Origin of the sequence: Candidatus Nitrosopumilus sp. (assembly GCF_029882185.1) — an archaeon.
Classification (GTDB): Archaea; Thermoproteota; Nitrososphaeria; order Nitrososphaerales; family Nitrosopumilaceae; genus Nitrosopumilus.
On record NZ_JAOULD010000001.1, the window covers coordinates 1 to 20,222 of the forward strand.

Annotated in this window: 21 protein-coding genes; 9 read left to right on the forward strand and 12 right to left on the reverse strand. The window is 33.2% G+C overall.

All coding sequences use genetic code 11. The features are described 5' to 3' along the window. Positions 1-478 precede the first annotated feature (478 nt). On the reverse strand, positions 479-1,588 hold the full coding sequence (locus OEW78_RS00005; RefSeq protein ID WP_300322508.1) for a GTP-binding protein: 1,110 nt from the start codon (positions 1,586-1,588) through the stop codon (positions 479-481). A gap of 89 nt (positions 1,589-1,677) precedes the next feature. On the opposite strand from OEW78_RS00005, the gene OEW78_RS00010 reads away from it, so the two are divergent. Continuing rightward, on the forward strand, positions 1,678-2,373 hold the full coding sequence (locus tag OEW78_RS00010) for a phosphoglycolate phosphatase (RefSeq protein ID WP_300322510.1): 696 nt from the start codon (positions 1,678-1,680) through the stop codon (positions 2,371-2,373). A 2-nt stretch (positions 2,374-2,375) separates the two neighbouring features. Then, positions 2,376-4,262 (forward strand): arginine--tRNA ligase, encoded by a 1,887-nt coding sequence (gene argS / locus OEW78_RS00015; protein ID WP_300322512.1) that lies wholly within the window; start codon positions 2,376-2,378, stop codon positions 4,260-4,262. A 516-nt stretch (positions 4,263-4,778) separates the two neighbouring features. Here the strand turns inward: argS and OEW78_RS00020 are convergent. The 5 genes from OEW78_RS00020 to OEW78_RS00040 all read right to left on the reverse strand — a co-directional run bounded on the left by OEW78_RS00020 (position 4,779) and on the right by OEW78_RS00040 (position 7,515). Continuing rightward, positions 4,779-5,150, reverse strand: a complete 372-nt coding sequence (locus OEW78_RS00020; protein WP_300322514.1) for a hypothetical protein — start codon at positions 5,148-5,150, stop codon at positions 4,779-4,781. Continuing rightward, positions 5,143-5,655, reverse strand: coding sequence for a hypothetical protein (locus OEW78_RS00025; protein WP_300322516.1), 513 nt, complete (start codon positions 5,653-5,655; stop codon positions 5,143-5,145). Before OEW78_RS00025 ends, OEW78_RS00020 begins: the two co-directional genes overlap by 8 nt. A gap of 268 nt (positions 5,656-5,923) precedes the next feature. Further along, positions 5,924-6,247 carry a hypothetical protein gene (locus OEW78_RS00030; protein WP_300322518.1) on the reverse strand — a complete coding sequence of 108 codons (324 nt, stop codon included), beginning with the start codon at positions 6,245-6,247 and terminating at the stop codon, positions 5,924-5,926. A gap of 419 nt (positions 6,248-6,666) precedes the next feature. Continuing rightward, positions 6,667-7,101 (reverse strand): hypothetical protein, encoded by a 435-nt coding sequence (locus tag OEW78_RS00035; protein WP_300322520.1) that lies wholly within the window; start codon positions 7,099-7,101, stop codon positions 6,667-6,669. A gap of 225 nt (positions 7,102-7,326) precedes the next feature. Next, positions 7,327-7,515 (reverse strand): hypothetical protein, encoded by a 189-nt coding sequence (locus OEW78_RS00040; protein WP_300322522.1) that lies wholly within the window; start codon positions 7,513-7,515, stop codon positions 7,327-7,329. 356 nt (positions 7,516-7,871) lie between these two features. Between OEW78_RS00040 and OEW78_RS00045 the strand changes: the two genes are divergently transcribed. From OEW78_RS00045 to OEW78_RS00060, 4 genes are all read left to right on the forward strand, one after another. Further along, complete coding sequence (locus tag OEW78_RS00045) at positions 7,872-8,225, forward strand: hypothetical protein (RefSeq protein WP_300322524.1); 354 nt, start codon at positions 7,872-7,874, stop codon at positions 8,223-8,225. 470 nt (positions 8,226-8,695) lie between these two features. Then, positions 8,696-9,619, forward strand: a complete 924-nt coding sequence (locus OEW78_RS00050; RefSeq protein ID WP_300322526.1) for a tRNA (adenine-N1)-methyltransferase — start codon at positions 8,696-8,698, stop codon at positions 9,617-9,619. A gap of 55 nt (positions 9,620-9,674) precedes the next feature. Beyond that, positions 9,675-10,538 (forward strand): NAD(P)H-hydrate dehydratase, encoded by an 864-nt coding sequence (locus tag OEW78_RS00055; RefSeq protein WP_300322528.1) that lies wholly within the window; start codon positions 9,675-9,677, stop codon positions 10,536-10,538. Positions 10,539-10,545: 7 nt separating this feature from the next. Then, complete coding sequence (locus tag OEW78_RS00060; protein WP_300322530.1) at positions 10,546-11,898, forward strand: M20/M25/M40 family metallo-hydrolase; 1,353 nt, start codon at positions 10,546-10,548, stop codon at positions 11,896-11,898. Here the strand turns inward: OEW78_RS00060 and OEW78_RS00065 are convergent. Continuing rightward, the gene (locus tag OEW78_RS00065; protein WP_300322532.1) at positions 11,895-12,311 is read right to left on the reverse strand and encodes a DoxX family protein; all 417 of its coding nucleotides are present in this window, start codon (positions 12,309-12,311) and stop codon (positions 11,895-11,897) included. The two genes, OEW78_RS00060 and OEW78_RS00065, sit on opposite strands and share 4 nt — an antisense overlap. 95 nt (positions 12,312-12,406) lie before the next feature. Between OEW78_RS00065 and OEW78_RS00070 the strand changes: the two genes are divergently transcribed. Beyond that, positions 12,407-13,003, forward strand: coding sequence for a proteasome subunit beta (locus OEW78_RS00070; RefSeq protein WP_300322534.1), 597 nt, complete (start codon positions 12,407-12,409; stop codon positions 13,001-13,003). Positions 13,004-13,025: 22 nt separating this feature from the next. Here the strand turns inward: OEW78_RS00070 and OEW78_RS00075 are convergent, their stop codons facing one another. The 5 genes from OEW78_RS00075 to OEW78_RS00095 all read right to left on the reverse strand — a co-directional run bounded on the left by OEW78_RS00075 (position 13,026) and on the right by OEW78_RS00095 (position 17,028). Beyond that, a complete protein-coding gene (locus tag OEW78_RS00075; RefSeq protein ID WP_300322535.1) occupies positions 13,026-13,502 on the reverse strand; it encodes a PUA domain-containing protein in 477 nt (158 codons plus the stop codon). Continuing rightward, positions 13,499-14,509 (reverse strand): homoserine dehydrogenase, encoded by a 1,011-nt coding sequence (locus OEW78_RS00080; RefSeq protein ID WP_300322537.1) that lies wholly within the window; start codon positions 14,507-14,509, stop codon positions 13,499-13,501. The genes OEW78_RS00075 and OEW78_RS00080 overlap by 4 nt, the downstream gene beginning before the upstream one ends. 130 nt (positions 14,510-14,639) lie before the next feature. Further along, positions 14,640-15,047: a peptide-methionine (R)-S-oxide reductase MsrB gene (gene msrB / locus OEW78_RS00085; RefSeq protein WP_300322539.1), complete on the reverse strand. Its 408-nt coding sequence runs from the start codon at positions 15,045-15,047 to the stop codon at positions 14,640-14,642. A 35-nt stretch (positions 15,048-15,082) separates the two neighbouring features. Next, positions 15,083-16,702: an FAD-dependent thymidylate synthase gene (locus OEW78_RS00090; RefSeq protein WP_300322541.1), complete on the reverse strand. Its 1,620-nt coding sequence runs from the start codon at positions 16,700-16,702 to the stop codon at positions 15,083-15,085. Positions 16,703-16,734: 32 nt separating this feature from the next. Continuing rightward, positions 16,735-17,028 carry a hypothetical protein gene (locus OEW78_RS00095; protein ID WP_300322543.1) on the reverse strand — a complete coding sequence of 98 codons (294 nt, stop codon included), beginning with the start codon at positions 17,026-17,028 and terminating at the stop codon, positions 16,735-16,737. Positions 17,029-17,162: 134 nt separating this feature from the next. Between OEW78_RS00095 and OEW78_RS00100 the strand changes: the two genes are divergently transcribed. Then, the gene (locus OEW78_RS00100) at positions 17,163-18,041 is read left to right on the forward strand and encodes a CdvA-like protein (RefSeq protein ID WP_300322828.1); all 879 of its coding nucleotides are present in this window, start codon (positions 17,163-17,165) and stop codon (positions 18,039-18,041) included. A 54-nt stretch (positions 18,042-18,095) separates the two neighbouring features. Then, positions 18,096-20,015 carry an acetate--CoA ligase gene (gene acs, locus OEW78_RS00105; RefSeq protein ID WP_300322545.1) on the forward strand — a complete coding sequence of 640 codons (1,920 nt, stop codon included), beginning with the start codon at positions 18,096-18,098 and terminating at the stop codon, positions 20,013-20,015. The last annotated feature ends 207 nt before the right edge of the window (positions 20,016-20,222 follow it).

The following is a 20,222-nucleotide window of genomic DNA, read 5'->3' on the forward strand; positions in this document are numbered from 1 at the left end:
GCTTTCTTAGCTGCAGTTTTTCTAGTAGCTTTTCTCTTTGGAGCTGCTTTTGTTGCTGCCTTTCTCTTTGGAGCTGCTTTCTTAGCTGCAGTTTTTCTAGTAGCTTTTCTCTTTGGAGCTGCACTGGTAGACTTTTTAGTTGATCTACGTTTAGTTGCAGCTTTTCTTTTTGTAGCCATAACTGAATCCGCATTTTCATCGTTTTTCAGTGGTTAAACTAAAGAAATTTACACAAATTGATTACTATTTATCGAGTAAATTTTTTTATTTTTTTTATTTTAGATCGTATTTTTTATTTCAATTTTTTATTTCAATTTTTTGATTTGATTTTTTATTTTTAGATCATATGTTTTTTTAAAAAATAGATTAACTGTGCCATATTTCATTCGTAAACGTGTCTTTTTTTAAACGCTGTTGTTTTATTTCATTTTTTTAAAATTTTAGATCTGATATTTTTTCTATTTCTTGATATCTTTAACTAAACACCACGTCTTTTGATGATTGTAAGTACGTCTTCATCAAGTAAAACATGATTCAAGCCTACTCTTTGACCTCCAAACTTTACACTCTTTCCCCAGACTAAACCATATCTGAACTCTTTTCTCAATCGTCTGTGCATTTTATTACAAATATCTTCTACAGTGTCTCCTTCTCTTGCAATAAATGGTTCTTTGAAATCTGTTTCACCTCCTTTTGGCCGCATGTAAATTCTAATGAATTTTAATTTTTCATAAATTTTCTCTTTTAGTATTTCAATATTTATGTCTGAATTTGCGGATACTTCTACCACGTCTGATTTAATTTTTGTTTTCAAATCTTTTAGAAATGCGTCATCAACCAAATCTATTTTGTTTAATACTGTAAGTGCTTTGGAATAACTAATGTTGCCTGCAATATGATCAGCTAGCTGTTCAGATGTTATGTCTTCTCTTATTACTACTCTGGCACTAACTAATCCATACAGATGTAAGATGTCCTTCAAATGTTTCTCTGTAATTTTTGTTAACTTTACTTGCTGTGCAATTGCAATTCCTCCCATTGATGCTTTTTCAATTGTTATGTTTGGCGGTAATTGGTTTAATCTAATTCCTATGTTTCCTAATTCATTTGTTAAAACATCTTCATGATATGGCTGAAACACATCTAATACTAATAGAACTAAGTCTGCGGTTCTGGCAACTGATAAAATTCTTTTTCCTAATCCTTTGCCCGTAGATGCACCTTTGATAATTCCTGGCAAATCCAATACCTGGATCTTCGCACCTCTGTATTCCATCATTCCTGGAACTACAGTTAATGTTGTAAACTGAAAAGCGCCTATTGTAGATTTGGCACCCGTCATTTTGTTTAATAGCGTTGATTTTCCTACACTTGGCAATCCTATGAAAACAACAGTTGCATCTCCTGTACGTCTAACATCGAATCCATCTTGCTTCATTCCTGATTTTTTTGCAACTTCTGATTCTTGCTCTCTTTTCAGTTTTGCAATCTTTGCCTTTAGTAATCCAATGTGGTGCTCAGTCGCTTTATTGATCTGAGTTTTTGCCATCTCGTCTTGAATTGCTTTGATTTTTTCAGGAATTCCCATCACTAGTCAAATCCGTTTACATTCTTTTCAAATAAAACCGTATTACTTGGGTTAGTAGCAAATATTATTCGGTTCTAAAAACAGTTTTTGTGAAAAAGAGAACGTTTGCAGTGGATATTGATGGTACTATTACTGAAAACGGTGGTGGTCGAATTCATCTGGATGCTCTAGAGGCATTACGACGTTTAACCGTCATGGGTCATAATGTCATTTATGTCACAGGACGTTCTTCTGTTGAAGGATTTCTACTTTCTGTTTTTGGTGGGACCACAAAAATTGCTGTGGGTGAAAATGGGGGTTGTATTACATTAGGTTCTAATGATCATATTTTGTTGGGTAAAATTGATGAATGTAAAAGTGCTTTTGATATGATAAAAAGTAATATTGACAATGTGAAAGAGAAGTGTGTCTTTCCTAGGATGACTGAAGTTGTTTTGGAACGGACTTTTGACTTAGATCTTGCTAGAAAACTGCTCTCCGAAAAAAATATTTCTGTAGAATTGTCTGATAGTCAATATGCATATCATATCAATTCTTCCGGTGTTAACAAAGGAACTGGTTTTACAAAGATTATGGAGAAATTATCTATTTCACGTGACGATGTAATTGCAATTGGTGACAGTGCAACTGACATTCCTCTGTTTAAAATAGCAAAAACTAGTATTGCTTTAGGGAATGCATCCGATCAGGTAAAATCTGAAGCAAATATGGTGGTGTCTGCAAGTGCAGGTGATGGTGTTCTTGAAGCATTAGATAAATTAGCACCTATACTATCTAAGATATAGTAATGACATTCAAATCAATACTGGATGAAATTGAGAATAATCTGAACAAAATACTATCTGATCTATTCTTGTCTGACGTACAGTTCTCCGTTGAACCTGCCAAACCTGGATTTGGTGATGTTAGCTCTAACATTGCTTTCTTGCTTGCAAAACAACTCAAAAAAAGCCCTCAAGAAATTGCTAAAATGCTCTCTGAAAAATATTCTTCTTGTAGAAATACTCTTGTTTTAAAATCTGAATCTCATCCATCTGGGTATCTTAATTTCTATGCAAATTGGGACAATCTAAACCAGTTGATTTTATCTGAATCTCATCTTGAAACTTGTGGTGATGTTGATATTGGAAATGGATCAACAATAGTGGTTGAACACACAAGTGTAAATCCAAACAAGGCGCTTCATATTGGACATGTCAGAAATATAATAATAGGAGATACTATTTCTCGAATTCTACAAAAAGCAAAATACAAAGTCAATGTGTTAAACTACATTGATGATTCTGGACTTCAAGTTGCAGATATCATAGTCGGATTCACACATTTTGATTATGATCAAGAACCTCCAAATGGAAAAAAATTTGATCATTACTGTGGTGATAATGTTTATGTTAAAACGACTGAAAAATACGAGGCTGATCCTGGTCTTGAAGATATTCGAAAAAATGTTCTAAAAGAACTTGAAGATGGAGATTCTGAAATTGCAAAATTTGCAGATACCATAACTAGGAGGGTATTGGCAGGACAACTTGAAACTTGTTGGAATCTTGATGTCACATATGATTGCCTAAATTTTGAATCTCAAATAATTCGTTCTGGTTTATGGGATAAAATATTTGAAAAACTAAAAGAAATGAAACTCATTGAATTTGAAAATGAGGGAAAAAACAAAGGCTGTTGGGTAATTCGTGGCGAAGGTAAGGAAGAGGACAAAGTAATTGTCCGTAGCAATGGGACTGCTACCTATATTGCCAAAGATATTCCATATGCTGCCTGGAAACTAGGCTTACTTGCAGATCCGTTCAATTATGAAAAATATCCCTCAGAACAGCCAAATTCACGTATTTTGTGGCAAACTACTTTGGATAAAACAAATCCCATCTCCAAAAATTTTACTGGAGAAAAAGTTGTCACTGTAATTGATTCTAGACAGGCTAGATTACAAAAAATAATCACTAGTTTGATGGGGAAATTTAAATCGACACCAGACGCATATAGTCATCTTGGGTATGAGTCAGTCACTCTAAGTTCTGAAACTGCAAAAACTCTTGGTTTGGACACTGATGGGAAACAAGCTCAAATGTCTGGACGTAAAGGATTGTATGTAAATGCCGATTCCGTATATGATATTCTAAAAGAGAAAACAAAAGACGAAACTAAAAAAAGACATCCTGAAATGAGTGATTCTGAAATTGATTCCATTGCTCATTTAGTATCTGTTGGAACTTTGAGATATGAAATGATAAAACAAGATTTAGATAAAATTATCACTTTTGATTTGACAAAATCTCTTAGCTTAGAAGGTGACACTGCACCTTACATTCAATATACTTATGCAAGAGCATCTCGAATTCTGGAAAAATCTAATCGTACTCCGACAATTGATGTGAATTTCTCTTTGTTGAAAGAAAAACATGAATTGGACCTGATCAAAAACATTGGGCTTTTTAATTTACAAGTTAGAGATGCTACAAACAATCTTTCGCCTAAAGTTATTGCAAGATATTGTCATGATCTGGCAGTGGCGTTTAATTCATTTTATGAAAAATCAAAAGTGTTGGATTTGAACAATGTTGATCTTGAAAATGCTCGGTTATGTTTGGTGACTTCTTTTAAAATCGTTTTAGAAAAAGCATTATCTCTTTTAGGAATCAAAGCTCCTGACAAAATGTAATGTTCTAGAGAGATAAGGATATTATCTCTCTAGGGATGCTTTACTGAGTCGAAACTCTGTAAAGTATCTTGGCGTGCAAACCAATTATTGTTTGGCAAGTTCAATTGAGCCATAAATGTTTGGTTTTAGTGCGTTATTTTCTGAAAATCCATATTTTACAATAATCATTATTATTTTTTTACAGAATTTTCATAGTTGGCTTATTGGCGCTAAAACCAGCCCTACTAAGTTCATAAAAAATATCTTGATTTACGTATGGATGATTTCAAATATGAAGACTAACATGACCCACTTTAAAATTCAATATTACGTCAATGATGATTCCAAATTATGCCCTTGTCTTCTTATCTTTGAACAATAACAAAATTTCAAAAAATTACCTACAGTTGCAGAATGTAGAATAGTTCCAACTAAAGAAAAACATGTGAAACCACAGAGAGATAATGCAAAAAGCACAGGCTGCAAAAAATAATGTTGGTCACATTCAAAAACTGTCTCAAATCGTTGAGTAGGTGATTATTTCCTGGGTTTTCGAGGGTTTTTCTCATAAAATTTCTCGATATTCTCATTCCATTCTTTGTTATCTGGAAGTTTTGTACGATCATGAGGTCTTTTTCCATTGATTGACAATGTCGTACTGTTATCTTGATAAAATCTGTCTGTTTCATTTATGAGGATTTCTAGAAATCCTGATGCCCCTTTGGCTTCTTCCCCTTTAGGTTCTCTATGATTCAAAATGAATTTTGCAAGTGTCTCGATCTTTGCTATTTTTATTCTGTATTCACTAAGAATTCTATGCTCTAAAGAAATCATTTCATTTTGATGGTATTTTACTAGTGTATCTTCATTTCGGTTTGGTTTTTCTTGAAAAATTGACTGTTTAACCATACATTGATTTGTCAATTGTAGCATCTGTTGTATTGCCTTGTGTTGAAAATCCACTAAAATTTGAACGAAGAATTTTTTGAATATGTGCTGAAACTCTTGCTACATTATCCCACGTATTGTGAAATGAAACTCTATCTAGAATCTCTTCATCCACATGAGAAAATATGGCCAATCCTGCAATGTTTTCACCCTCTTTGATCCATTGATGGCCTACGTGGCATATGGTGCAAATTTCACTTATCTCCATTATTGCTTTTGAAAATGATGGATTTTTAATTACTAATAATTTTGAATCCTGAGATGGAAAACGCATATTTACATTCACATGGATTCTATCCATTCTGTTTGCATTTTTACTAATTATCACATTTGCACCTACGTGAAATTGCCAGTCTATGATCTTACTTTTTTCTTGAATTTTCTTGGTTTGATCTTCATAATTGATGTTTGTTACTTTGATATATTCTTCAACTAGGTCTTTCATTTGTTCTGATGTTTTTGCCATAATCTTAATCATTATCCGCTGGATATGTGCATAGAAAAAAAGGAGTTAATGGCTGTGTCCACAACCACAGGAATCATGACCTTCATGTCCTTGGGATTCTTTTCCTGCGCATCTGGAACATTTGTCTGATCCCATTGGAGAGAAGAAACTAATCCCACATGACACACATTTCATGTTTGACATACTAAATCTAAAAAATTGCTGTATTTAATGAATACGTATTATTTGGAATAAGAAAAATGATGCCTTTTGAAATCTCTTGGGAAAATTATTCTTCTTTTTTCTGAAATACTCTGTATTCTCCAATGATGGAATTACATTTATGACAAGTATATTGCCCCCTTTCTATCAAAATCAATCCGTCTGCAACTGCCTCATTTGGTTTCTCCTCAATCTGTATTTGTGTTGCTCCTTCAAATTCTGAATTACATTGTTTGCAAAAATGCTTTGACATTTTTGTTGTATCTAGTTTTTCAAGTGATGACAAAAAATGTTTATCAATATTTGGAACAAGTTTTGATTTTGTTACTTGTTCGTCTGTTAGATCTGCATAAATCCATCCTCCTGAACCCTCTAGTTGAATTTCTGTCAATCTGTTCTATTGTTTTGATTGGCATTAAAAAACTGTTTGAATCTATCACTTCTAAAAACTGGTTTTCTTCTGGAAAAAAAGTCAGTCTCCTTTACTTTGGAGACTCTGTAATGCATTAACTAGTTTATGTGAGCATTGGGCTCTTCCAGCTAACGCCGCAAGATGTCTCTGACTCAATACATCAATTAGGGCAATGTTTTTGTTAAAAAACTAGAATCAAAAATTATTACTTTTAGGTTAAATTTCTAAACATCCGATCAATAACATTTAGAAACAACTAATTCTTCCATAATTTTCTCAAATTTGAAGAAATTTTAGAGAATCCCTCATAATAATTGTCAAAACAAAAATGTTCTATGCTCTGATTGAGATTGAATTCTATCATATGGGTAATTTCAGATGTCATATTGGTTATGATATTAATTTGAATGATCTGCTATCTTTTCTTTTGAATGATCATAAAGTATTCTTGCTTGTTGCCATGAATACCATACAAAACTCCATATCAAATCATCTATCTCTTGACGTTGTTTTTCTGTAATTTGCATATTTCGTAAATTATAGATTATTTTGCCTCTCATGGTGCCTAATCTGATTCCTAACATCATACACTCTCTATTGTTTTTGGGCAATGTTTTGCCTCTGAAATTTTCAGGAGCAGAATCAAATGACTTAAAATGTTCTGGTTTCCATTCAAATTTTGACTTATCAAAAACTTCAAGGATTAATGTTACTGTGTCGTAATCTAGTTTTTTCTTATTTAATTTTTCTTTAATTAATTCCTCTGAAATATTTTTAATTTCTCTATTGAGTTTTTTCTCTAATTCTTTGAAAGATTTTGATTTTTCACTCAATGATATGTTGCATGAAATTGTAAACTTAAGCGTATTGGTATCTTTTTGAATCTTGTTTTTTATTTTTTTCTTTTGTTATCTTTTTCATTAAACACAAGATCAGAATCGCCCTCCTTTTTTTTCCATTTCTCAAATTCTTTTTTCTGTTTAATCATTTTCTCTCTATATTCTTCTTCCATTTTGAACTATCTATGATGTTTGCAAACTTAAGCATATTGATACTATCTAAGAATTAATGAATACCTTTGAGTTTGAAACAGTCATCATTTCTACCATTGTAACTGGAATGCATGTCTTGTTGGACACTTCTTCCATTTCCTCTTTGTGTTTTTCTTTTAGATGTTTTAGAAATTCTTCCTCTTCTATGTTGTTTTGTTTGTAATTGCAAGATGGAAAAACACAATTGAAATTCAATGGTGTATTTTGACTATGTTTGTTTTTAAGAATTTACTATTATCTCATGGTGGTATATGAAACATACAAAATGACTGAAACTATGACTGAAATTCCTATGATAATCCCCATTTCTTTTCTTGAAAAGACACTTACTCTAAAACTCATGAATTCTTTTAAAATTTTGACCTTAATAATCTACATTTGAGAGACATTTGATTTTGATGTCTTGTTTTTGGCATGTACAAAAGATAAAGAAAAATCAGCAGGTTGCATAATTGGTTTTAACAACTAACTAGTTGTTGGAGTTTAGAATCTAATCGATATTTTATTTTGAACTTGAAAAACATATATCCAGTTTATTTGCAATTTGAAAAATGGATAGAATTGGATTAATTGAAGGATTAGAACAAGCAAAAGTCAGAGAAACACTAAACGTAATGCTTCGAGACAAAGGGCATGAATTTCAAGAGCTTGCAAAAACACTAAAAATCCCTGAAACCGCTGATGACTGGCAGGTAATTGTCTTAAAGTTCTGTCTTGACTTTGAAGACTGTCTGAAAATTTGGACAGATTCTGAAGAACCAAATTCTATCAAAAACACAAAATGTATGACAATCATGCGAGAGCTTGCAAAAGGCAAAAAGAATTTCTCTGAAATTATCAACATGCAAAACGTAGCTCAAACTTTATTCTCAGAGTTCCATGAGACATACAAAAGAGTGGCATGAAATATTTCTCAAAACTTTTTAGAATCTAGGGTGCACCACTAATTTCATCAAGAAATCCAATTACAAAAATTACTGCAACTACAGAGGCTATTCCCAAATTACGATGTAATTTCAGATTCATTTTCTTTTCTTGGGATGGGCTTGACTCATTACAAACTTAAGCGTATTGACGAGTTTAGAATCTAAGCAGTATAATAGACTTTTTTCATTTGTGACAATCGCAACTGCAACTATTTGGAATACGTCTGTGGTTAAGACATTCCATACAGTCTTTACTTCGTCCACTTTTTACCCTTAACCATTCTTTGTCCATTCTTTTCTAATCCTTGTTATTCCAAATTGTGTGAACTTAAGCATGTTGTCATTCTCAAATTTTTGAAAAATTAGTCGCCATATTGACTAAATCTGCTATTGGTTAAAAGGTCTAATCAGATCAGTAGATTCTTATCTAAAATTTTTAGGAAAAATGCATGGCAAAAATCAAACAAAATTCCCCGGTACTGTTCTTTTATAATAATTCAAAAAAATGGTTGACAAAAATTTCAAAAAATGAATCTTTTCATACTCATATAGGAATACTGAAACATTCTGATGCAATTGGAAAAGAATATGGCTCCAAGTTAATCACAAACAAGGACAAGTATGTCTATCTTCTTGAACCTACGATGTATGATTATGTAATGAGAATTCAACATGGGACTCAAATCGTGTATCCAAAAGATATTGGTTACATTATTGCAAGAGCTGGGATAGGTGATGGTCAAAAAATATTAGAAATTGGAACTGGTAGTGGCTCGTTGACTTCGTTTGTCGCAAGTGTTGTTAAACCTCGTGGACATGTATACACATTTGATGTGGATGAAAATTTTATGAAGATTGCTGAAAAAAATATCAAAAAAGCAGGAGTTTCAAAATATGTGACACAACATAATTTGGATTTGAAGACTGTTAAAAAAATGCCTCTGGAAAACATGGATGTTGCATTAATTGATTTAGGTGATCCTTGGGTTGTTATTCCTCAAGTTAGGCAGATGCTTAAAGGAAGCGGTAGCATATTTGCAATTTGTCCTACGATGAATCAATTGGAAAAATTAACTATGGCTTTAGTTGAAAATGAGTTTACTGATATTGAATCCACAGAACATATTATTCGAAATATTGAAGCTAGGGAAGGAAAAACAAGACATTCTTTCCAAGGTATTGGTCATACGACATACTTGTGCTTTGCAAGAAAGGCCTTTTTTGATAGGGATACTCAAATGTCTCCGGAAAACTCTTCATCTCGTGATACTAAAACAAGCTCAAAACCTGTAAAGAAATCTATCAAAACAACCAAAAAAATAACAAGCACCGTAAAGAAATCAAAAACAACCAAAAAATCCTCTAAAAAATAACTCTGGCTGTCTACATAAAACAAGATTTATTCGGCTATTTCTTAGAAGATAACACATGATAAGAAAGAATCTAACTTTATCCATTGTAAAAAAATTCATTCCTGCTAGAAAAGCAAAATCTAGAAAGGGAGATAATGGTATTGTCCTTGTTGTTGGTGGAAGCTATATCTATCACGGTGCTCCGATTTTATCTTCTATTGCTGCATTGAAATGTGGTACAGATCTTGTTTATACTTCAGTTCCCAAAGTTAACGTTACTCCTACTAGATCAATCTCTCCTAACTTGATTGTAATTCCATTAGTTGATCAAAAACTAACTCTTGGTGCTGTAAACAAGCTAATTGGTGCATTACCTCATAATTTGCATTCAGCTACAATAGGCATGGGTCTTGCAATCCAAGAAAAGAACTCTCTATTGCATTTTGTCAAATCCTTACTTGATAGAGATGTTAGGTTGTCGTTGGATGCAAGTGCATTAATTCCCGATGTGTTGCCTTTACTTGCAAACAAAAATGTTGTAGTTACTCCTCATGCTGGGGAGTTTAAACGATTATTTGGTGAATCTCCATCAAATGCTAAAAATGAAAGAATCAAACTAGTAGAGAATAAGGCTAAAGAGTTTGGAATTACTGTGTTGTTAAAAGGAGCTACTGATGTAATTTCTAATGGTTCTATCACTTATCTTAATGAGAAGAAAACTCCTGCAATGACTGTTGGTGGAACAGGTGATGTTTTGTCTGGATTAGTTGCTGGATTATTATCTGTTAATAGAAATCCTTTGGAATCTGCAGCAGCTGCTACATTTGTCAATGGTTTGGCAGGTAAATCTGCACAAAAAAAATTAGGATTACATATGACTTCTATGGATCTTTTAGATGAAATTCCCATTGTCATGAAGCCTTTTGACAGAATTGTGTGACTAGAATATGTCTTTCACAAAACATATTGATTCTCATATGGATGATCTTGTCGCTGATTTGCAAATGCTGATTCGTCAACCAAGTGTATCTGCAAAAAACGAGGGAATTGAAGAATGTGCAAAATTAGTGCAAAAATTATTAAAAAAATCAGGTGCTAAATCCGAAATTTTGAGATTGAGGAAAGGTGTTGCTCCAATTGTATATGGTGAAATAAAATCAAAACAAAATCCTGAAAAAACCCTGATGTTTTACAATCATTATGATGTGCAACCTGCTGAACCCTTTGATTTATGGGATGATCCTCCATTCAGTGGTGTCAAAAAAGGCAATAAAATTTTTGGAAGAGGAGCATCTGATGACAAAGGAGAACTAATTACTAGAATCAAAGCAGTTGAGGCATATCTTAAAACAACTGGTGATGTTCCATGCAATATTAAATTTGTAATTGAAGGTGAAGAAGAAACTGGTAGTGAACATATTGAAGATTATTTGAAAAAATACAAAAAGAAGTTTTCTTGTGATGGTGTAATTTGGGAATTTGGATATGTTGATGCAAAAAATAGGCCTATTGTTGGGCTTGGCATGAAAGGATTACTCTTTGTAGAACTATCTGTACAAGAATCCGTCCGTGATGCTCATTCAAGTTTGGCAGTTTTGATAAAAAACCCTGCATGGAGATTAATTGAAGCTATAAACACACTTCGAAATTCTGATGGTAAAATTCTCATTAAAGACTGGTACAAAGAAGTTTCATCTTTATCTAAAAATGATTTGGGCATTATTCAAAAAGAACCTTTTGATGAAAACGTATTTAAAAAAGAATTTGGAATCAAATCTTTCGTAGGTAACAAGAAGGGTTTGGAGGCAAAAAAAGCATTGGTTGGAGATGCAACTTGTAACATTGCAGGATTTGTTTCTGGTTACACAGGAGATGGTGCAAAGACGGTTCTTCCTGGAAATGCACTTGTAAAAATAGATTTTAGACTGATTCCTAAAATGGATCCAAAAAAACAAGTATCTAGATTAAAAAAACACCTAAAATCAAAAGGTTTCTCGGATATTCGAATCAAAGTATTTCATGGAGAGGCTGCTGCTAGAACAAAATCTTCACACCCTTTTGTTTCTCAAGTAAAGGCTGCTGCTGACAAATCTTTTGGTAAATCCATCCTAAATGTATCAAATGCAGGAACTGGGCCCATGCATCCTTTTGTAGAAATTCTAAAAGCTCCGTGTATCTCTATAGGAAGCACATACATGTTTTCAAGAATACACTCTCCAAACGAGTTTGCAAGAATTGATTTACTCAAGAAAACTACAAAATGCATGTGTATGATAATGGATAACTTTGGAAAAAACTAATGAAGACATCTAGGTAATTTCTTGATTACTTGTACAAGTGATATTCTGCCAGGACCTGCAATCATTATGAGTAATGCCGATGCAAGTAAAATCAAATCTAATTCTACTCCCCCTTTTCCAGTAATGCTTGATGCTCCTTTTACCATAAAAATTGCCCCCAACATAATGACTGAAATTAACGATGCTGATAATCTACTCAATACTCCAATAATTATCAAAATGCCCGGAATTAATTCTGCCAATGCAATAGGAATTTGCATTTCTGCTGGTAATCCCATGTTAGGTAGATTTTCTGCAAATCCTGGATTAAATTTTGAAATTCCGTGAAGAATGAAGATCACTCCTAAGGCTGATCTTAATCCCATAAAGACAATGTCGTTTAGAAATTTCTCCCTAATCTCTGCAGTTGTCAATGCGTTCTTCTTCAATTTTCAGTATAATTATTTTGCCCATGAATTACACGTTAAATGTAGAAAGCCCTTTATTATGCGGCAAAATTATTTCAAATATGTCAATGTATATGCCAGGAGCAACTGCTGTTGGAATTACTTTTGATGGTGGTGTAGTTTTTGCGAGTGAAAAAAGGATCGCATTTGGAAACTTTTTGGTAAGTAAAACTACAAAGAAAACATTCCCTATTACTCCTAAGGTTGGTGCAACTTGTGCTGGTCTTGTGGCTGACATGCAAATTTTGACATTACAAATTGCAGCACTTGCCAAAATTAGAAAGATGGAACTAAAAAGAGATGTTCCTCCAAATACTGTAGCCAAAATGATGTCAAATATGATGTATGAAAGAAGATACTTTCCACTATTGACTCAAGTGATCGTAGGTGGAGTTGTTGACAAACCTATCATGTATACTCTTGATCCTTTAGGTTCAGTACTTCCCGATGAATTTGCTGCAGTTGGAACTGGAGCTGAAATGGCGTTAGGTGTTTTAGATCCTCAATTCAAACCAAACATGACTAAAGATGAGGCAGTTGATTTAGCAAAACGTGCAGTTCGTGCAGCTGCTCTTAGAGATTCTGCAAGCGGTGATGGAATCGATATACTTGTAATCACTAAAGATGGCACCGAAGAATATTCAGAAGATATCAAGTAATCAAAATTTTTAAAAATTCTATTTAATCGTAAATTGTTTTACCTGTTTCCCAAAATCTGTCTGAGATATAATGTATATTTTTAATGACTTCTCCTTTTTCCATATTTTCTAATTCTGAGCTTGCGACTAATGACTTTCCAATTGCTAAAAATTTATGTTGTGATTCTTCAACAATACAAACAAGTTTATCTTTTTCAAACTCTGTAAATTTTTTAATGCCTGGTCTCATCACGTTTGCTCCTTTACACATGAATTTGACTGCTCCCATGTCTACAGTTACTGATGGAAATTTCTCCAATGTTTCTGTTTCTGATAGAAATGGAAGGTAATCATTATCTACCTTTAAAATTTTAATTCCACTACCTGTGATGATTTGTGCGTCATCCAGTATTTGATGAACTTTGACATTTTTAATTTTAGGGAATTCTATTCCCCATCTTTCTGAAACTGTTTTTAAAAGTGCAGATGTTTCACTTTTTGAAATTAAATTAGACTTCAATCTCTAGCAATCTCTTGTCTGATATCTAACAAATCTCTGAGAATTGAACTGGCAGTTTCCATTCCTCCTGCACCTTTTCCGATAATTGTTTGAGTTCCTGAATGTTCTGAAGTAAATGCAATTGCATTTAATGTTCCGTTAACACATAGGGGATCATCATTAGATACTTCCTTTGGTCCTACTATGAGATCTTTGTTACATGAAGCAATTAATTTGATTGAAGAATTATTTTTTGAGGCTTTTTTGATATCTTCAGAAGTGATTTTTCTGATTCCTGTACAGTTAATGTCTGGAAGTGTTACTTTCATTCCCATTACCCAGTTTGCTAAAATGACTAATTTTGCTGCTGCATCTAATCCATCTAAATCTAAAGATTCGTCAGCTTCGACATATCCTTTATCTTTTGCATCTTTTAGCGCATCATTATATGATATCCCTGTCCCCATATTTGTTAAAATGTAATTTGTGGTTCCATTGAGAATACCAGCAAATGATGTAATTCTTTCCCCTCTAAGGCTGTTTTTAGCATAATCTAGAATTGGCGTACCTCCTCCAACTGTACCGCTAAATTTGAACATGACTTGATTGTATGTTGCAAGTTCAAGCAATGAAGGAAATGCCAAAGCTAATGGTCCTTTGTTAACTGAAATCACATGCATTCCTTTTTTCATTGCAGTAGTAATGTGTGTCATTCCAGGCTCTGCATCTTTGTAGTTGCTTGCTGTGGTCTCGATGAGAACATCAGCTTCTATGTTTTTCAACATGTCTATTCCTGACATCGTATTTTTCTTGTCTGCATATTTTTTTACAGTTCCAAATTTTTTCTTCACATAAATCAATCTGTTAAAATCTAATCCTGATTGATCTACTGCACTTCCTTTACTATCAAACACTCCTACTATTCTTGGTTTTAATCCGTATTTTGCATAAAGATCTTCTGATCTAGAATCAAATAATTTTACTAAGCTTTGACCTACTACTCCAAAACCACATAATATGATTCTCAAACCATTTCATTCCTTTTTGTTATGTTATCTTGTGTCATTATGTTTCTCTTAATTTTCTTATCATTAATTGTGTTTTATTAATAATTTTTGAATATTATTTTACCTGTGGCATTTCTTTGATTATTTGTGGCTATTCTACATTATTGTCATTTTCATGTTGTAATGAAATAGAATTGATACAATATCTTTGATTTGTCGGATTTGGACCGTCATCAAACACATGACCTAGATGTGCCCCACATCTGTTACAATTAACTTCTGTACGAACCATCCCGTATGTTGAATCTGAAATATATTCAATTTTTTCTTCTGAGATGGGTTCCCAAAAACTTGGCCATCCTGAGCCTGAATCAAATTTGGTATCTGATGAAAAAAGTTCCTCTCCACAGCACACGCATTTGAAAATTCCTTTTAATTTGGTATTGTTATATTTTCCAGAAAAAGGCGGCTCTGTTCCATGATTGATGCAAATTTCGTACTGATCTGGAGTGAGTTGTTTTTTCCACTCTTCTTGGCTCTTCTCAATTTTCTCTATCATGACATTTTTTGTCGTTTCAATTATTAGAGTTTTTTCTATTTTTTCAATTTTTTTCTCTTTTCTTCGGTTCTTTTTTCAGACTCGAATCGTTCCAAATCATATTCTTTCATATCTACATACTTCATAATTTTGCTTAAATTTGGATGAACTTTGTTTATTTGTTTGAACATTTGCTGTGCAACTCTTCTGTAATCCACATGTCCTTGTGGAACTGTTCTTAACTCAATTAGATGACATGCTTCTCTGAGATTGAATTTCATAAAATATGGATAGTTGTATCCAAAGTTTACTACATATTGTCCTTGTTCTGGATATTTTGTTCTGATTTTATCAAATGTTTCTTTTGTTTTGTCCATACAATCTTTGAAGTCCTTCTCTATTCCTAAAATTTTTATTTCATTTGGCATGTTATATCCGTGATCTGTTGTAAGAAGCTGTCTCTGTAGAGTTAATGCTCTGTGTCTGTGGAAATCTCTGAACATTCCAAAATTGTTACACAAATCAAATGTATAGTAAATATTTTCAAATGCTCTTGATGGTCTGTGACGTCTGTTTGCTCTAATTTCTGTAAAATCTTTGATGATTAGAATTTTTTTCTCATTGGGCATTTTTTTTACTTGTTGCAGAATATTTTGGTATGATGTGCTAGGAGATTGATCATATATTATACTAGTGATGATCTTATCAATGGATTTTTTTTCTGGTTCATAATCTACAAGTTTCGTAATCATTCCTTTTTTTGGATTGGGTTTGATTTCTTTTGAAGAAATTGATTTTGATTTATTTTTAATGTCTTTGAGGTATTTCTGAAATGCTTTACCGTATTTGTCATCGGCTCTTCTTACGAATGATTTGATAGTGGTGTCTAGCTCTTTCTTGATTTTTGAGGCTAAATCTTGCTCTTCTTTTAGCTCAGATGCCCCTAAAACCGTTAAAAGATATTCAAACGCTCGTCCGTTTCCGGTAATGCCAACATTTGTTAAAGTTGATGCAGGTAATAATCCTCTTAGAATATCAAGTGCTTTAGCTTTAGTTGATCCACGATAAATCATGTTCGCTGATTTTATGTCTGATTTATTTTTTAATTTGTGAAATAATTTTTCTTTTCCATCTGTAGAATCTTTGAAGGTGTATTTTTCTATTGGATATTTTTCTCTTACATAGTTTACCATCGGTTCAATATTTTTTGAATAAATATCAAATGAAAAATTACAACTATCTTCATACATATCTGCAAAACGCGATTTCATTATTTCAGGATCTCTGTAAAATCTATACTTTCCTTTTTCTTTTTTGTTCCAAGCAACATATCTGGATGATTTTTCCAAATATGACAACCCTATTCTCCTATCTTCAATTTTTTTTACTGCAATGTTTGATAATCCTTCAATTGCAATTTGTGCTTCACCTAATTCTGCAACTGAGTCATCACCATATTCTAAAAGTACCCTATTGTAAAATTCATCTCCTCTGTTTTTATTTTTTAAAAATTCATCAAGAAATATTCGTCTCATACTTTTGTCAGTTCGACTATACCTTGACATTAATGCACCACGATCAACTTGACGTGGAGTAATTATTGCAAAGACATTGTCTTCTGTATTTGAAAAGTGATCTGATAGAATCTTTTTTTCTTTGATTGAGAATTCTGACAATAACGATATGTCAATTCACAATTATTAATAGTCTATTTCTTTTTTCCAATTTGAATTAGATCTGGACCTTTATCTCTGTCTTTATCTTGACCCTTTGCTTGCCATCTGAGTAATACTTGTTTGAATGCTTCAGCATCTTCTTCGCTTTCTGTATACATCAAAGTTGTAACCCAGTATCCTTTTTTGGCCGTTTTTCCACCGATGGAATTCATCCAAAAATCACTTGGAAGAGTCTCCGTCGCTTTATTGTTTGGATCCTTTGTGGCTTCAGTCCATCTACTTGCAACAAAATTCAAAATTTGTTCAAGTTCTTCTTTTTGAATCATAAGCCTGTTATTTTGTCTCTAGATTTTAAAATTACTAAAATTCAATCGATTTTCAGTTTAGTGAATTTAATCTTACTAAAACTAAAAACATTTCTTACACTTTGTCGGTTATACAAATCTCTAAACTATCACACATGACAAACAACGATATCGAAATTATCGGTAAAAATGTCAAAGACATGTACGGAACATTCATGGGCAAAGTCGTAGGAACAATAACTGATATTGACGGAAGTATACAATCCGTCGGCATTGACTGCGGTTCTCAAGGATTACAGCAAATCCAATATGAGCAATTAGTAGTTCAAGGCGAAGTTGTTATTTTTATTCCAAAATGGAGACTAGACTCACAAAGACTCATTAGAGAAAAACAATTAACTCTACGTCGATTGAAAGCATTGATTGACATTGTTTCAGAAAATGATGACATGAAAGCAGATGCAGAAATAATTCATGAAAAATACAAGTCAAAACTTGTATCATTAGATGAAACAGAACGTGAAATCAAAGCAATACTTGAGACAAGATTGAATGAGTTAAATGAACAAATGAAGTCAGCTAAAATGTTATCGTTTGATGCAAAAATACAATACAAGAGCAATGAAATCTCTGACACAACATTTGAGACCGTGAAATCATGCACAACTGAGGTAATTGAGCATGTAACTCACGAAACAGCAGAAATCGCAAATGTGCAGAATAGAATTGCAGATCTTAAATTGGAAGTGCACGAGATAACATCTCCTCCAACATCAGACATCCAAGAATCAGCCGTTTCATATCTGGAGACTTCTGAACCACAACAAGCAGTTCAGACAATACTTCCAGAAGTACCAGTCGAATCAACAGTAATATCTTCAGAACTCATTGAGGCCCCTAGTATCCCTATACCAGAACCTCCTACTGAATCTGAAACAACCTTTGCATTTCCAGAACCACCCCAACAGGTGACCGCAGAAACTTCAAAAGACAACAATGATAACGATTGGCTTGCAAGAATGGAAGCACAATAATTTTTTTATATTCTTTTTTAACATTTAGAAAGATCTAAATTCATACACTTTTTGATGTCTGAGACATATCTAATTGGATTAGGAAATAATGATGATGATTTAAGGAAAAAGGCTGATTGTGATTTTGTATCTTTTTGGGATAATCAAGCAAAACAATTGTCCTGGTTTTCTCCTTGGGAAAAAACACTTGATTGGAAGCCTCCTTTTGCAAAATGGTTTGTTGGAGGCACGATCAATGCATCATATAATGCTCTTGACATTCATCAGGAGAAAAAAGATGAAAAATCTGCCATTTTATGGGAGGGAGAAAATGGGGAATCTCGTAATGTCACATATGGTGAAATGTTCTCACAAGTAAAGAAATTTGCAAACGTCCTCAAATCTTTAGGTGTTCAAAAAGGTGACAGAGTCACAATATATCTACCAATGGTCCCAGAACTAATAGTTTCAATTCTTGGATGTGCAAGAATTGGCGCAATACACACTGTAATTTTTTCTGGTTTCAGTGCGACCTCGATTAAAGATAGAGTATTTGATTCAAAATCCAAAGTTATCATTACTGCTGATGGAGGCTATAGAAGAGGAAAAGTTGTAAAACTCAAAGATGTGATTGATGATGCAATAAAAAACATTGATTTTGTAGAACATGTAGTAGTTCTTGAAAGAACCAAAAATAAAATTTCAATGGCCTCTAAAGACAAATTTTGGAATGAGTTGATGAACAATGCTTCAGATTCATGCAATGCTGAAGAATTGTCCAGTGATCACCCTCTTTACATTTTGTATACTTCTGGTACTACTGGAAAGCCAAAAGGTGTGTTGCATGGAACTGGTGGATATTTGACTCATCTATATTCCACCTTCAAATGGGCTTTTGATATTAAGGACTCTGATGTCTTTTTTTGTACTGCTGACATTGGCTGGGTTACAGGACATAGCTATGTTGCATATGCTCCATTTCTACATGGTGCAACACAAGTGATGTATGAAGGTGCTCCTGATTTTCCAGATGCATCACGTATGTGGTCTATTTTACAAAAATACAAAGTAACAATTTTTTACACAACTCCTACTGCTTTGAGAATGTTTATGAAATTTGGAGATGCAATTCCAAATTCATTTGATCTTTCAAATTTAAGATTACTTGGAACCGTGGGAGAGCCAATTAATCCAGAAGTTTGGAAATGGTATTTTAAAACAATTGGAAAAGAAAAATGCCCTATAATTGACACTTGGTGGCAAACTGAAACTGGTGGTATGCTTATATCTCCGCTTCCTGGATTGGATACTATTCCTCTTAAACCCGGTTCTGGAACCCGTCCGATTCCTGGTGTGAATGTCTCTGTAGTTGATGAAAATGGGGATGATCTTCCTGCAAACACAAAAGGCTATCTTGTAATCAAAGATCCATGGCCCGGAATGCTCTTAACATTGTGGAATGACGATGAGAAATACAAAACAGTATACTGGTCAAAATATGAAAATCGCTATTATCCTGGTGACTATGCTCTAAAAGACGATGATGGATACTTTTGGCTTTTGGGACGTGCAGATGATGTTCTAAAAGTCGCAGGTCACAGAATTGGAACTGCTGAACTTGAGAGCTGCATTGTGTCTCATTCTGTTGTGGCTGAATCCGCAGTGTGTGGAATCCCAGATGAAGTTAAGGGAGAAGTCATAATTGCATTTGTGGTTTTAAAACAGGGTGTAAATTATGATTCTAAAGAATTGGCGAAGGAAATTTCTAATAAAATTAGAACTGACATTGGATCAATTGCAACTCCTAAACAAATCTACTTTGTTTCGAAATTGCCTAAAACTCGCAGTGGAAAAATAATGAGAAGATTACTGAAAGCAATTGGAAATAACGAAAAAATAGGTGATGTAAGTACTTTGGAAGATGGAGCTGCAGTAACAGAAGTTCAACAAGTTTTTGATGAATTTCAAAAATCTATAAAATCTAATTTAAACTGATTTCCTTTTCATAAAGTTCATAATCCTTCTTCAAAATACTTGTTTTTTCATGTATTGACATGATGTCTCTTTCAATATTTCTTACAACTTATCTCTATGCTTCTTTGGATATCTTGATACTTTTTGGTTTTATGCCTAATTTCCTATATGTAACTTGATGATTCTATAAATTATTAGGCATAAATAGATATTATTGTTAATTTGCTA

Excerpts from the sequence above, each read along its gene's own strand:
- OEW78_RS00005 (WP_300322508.1), bottom strand. The coding sequence starts at position 1,588 with ATGGGAATTCCTGAAAAAATCAAAGCAATTCAAGACGAGATGGCAAAA.
- argS (WP_300322512.1), top strand. The coding sequence starts at position 2,376 with ATGACATTCAAATCAATACTGGATGAAATTGAGAATAATCTGAACAAA.
- OEW78_RS00020 (WP_300322514.1), bottom strand. The coding sequence starts at position 5,150 with ATGGTTAAACAGTCAATTTTTCAAGAAAAACCAAACCGAAATGAAGAT.
- OEW78_RS00025 (WP_300322516.1), bottom strand. The coding sequence starts at position 5,655 with ATGGCAAAAACATCAGAACAAATGAAAGACCTAGTTGAAGAATATATC.
- OEW78_RS00045 (WP_300322524.1), top strand. The coding sequence starts at position 7,872 with ATGGATAGAATTGGATTAATTGAAGGATTAGAACAAGCAAAAGTCAGA.
- OEW78_RS00050 (WP_300322526.1), top strand. The coding sequence starts at position 8,696 with ATGGCAAAAATCAAACAAAATTCCCCGGTACTGTTCTTTTATAATAAT.
- OEW78_RS00055 (WP_300322528.1), top strand. The coding sequence starts at position 9,675 with ATGATAAGAAAGAATCTAACTTTATCCATTGTAAAAAAATTCATTCCT.
- OEW78_RS00060 (WP_300322530.1), top strand. The coding sequence starts at position 10,546 with ATGTCTTTCACAAAACATATTGATTCTCATATGGATGATCTTGTCGCT.
- OEW78_RS00070 (WP_300322534.1), top strand. The coding sequence starts at position 12,407 with ATGTCAATGTATATGCCAGGAGCAACTGCTGTTGGAATTACTTTTGAT.
- msrB (WP_300322539.1), bottom strand. The coding sequence starts at position 15,047 with ATGATAGAGAAAATTGAGAAGAGCCAAGAAGAGTGGAAAAAACAACTC.
- OEW78_RS00095 (WP_300322543.1), bottom strand. The coding sequence starts at position 17,028 with ATGATTCAAAAAGAAGAACTTGAACAAATTTTGAATTTTGTTGCAAGT.
- OEW78_RS00100 (WP_300322828.1), top strand. The coding sequence starts at position 17,163 with ATGACAAACAACGATATCGAAATTATCGGTAAAAATGTCAAAGACATG.
- acs (WP_300322545.1), top strand. The coding sequence starts at position 18,096 with ATGTCTGAGACATATCTAATTGGATTAGGAAATAATGATGATGATTTA.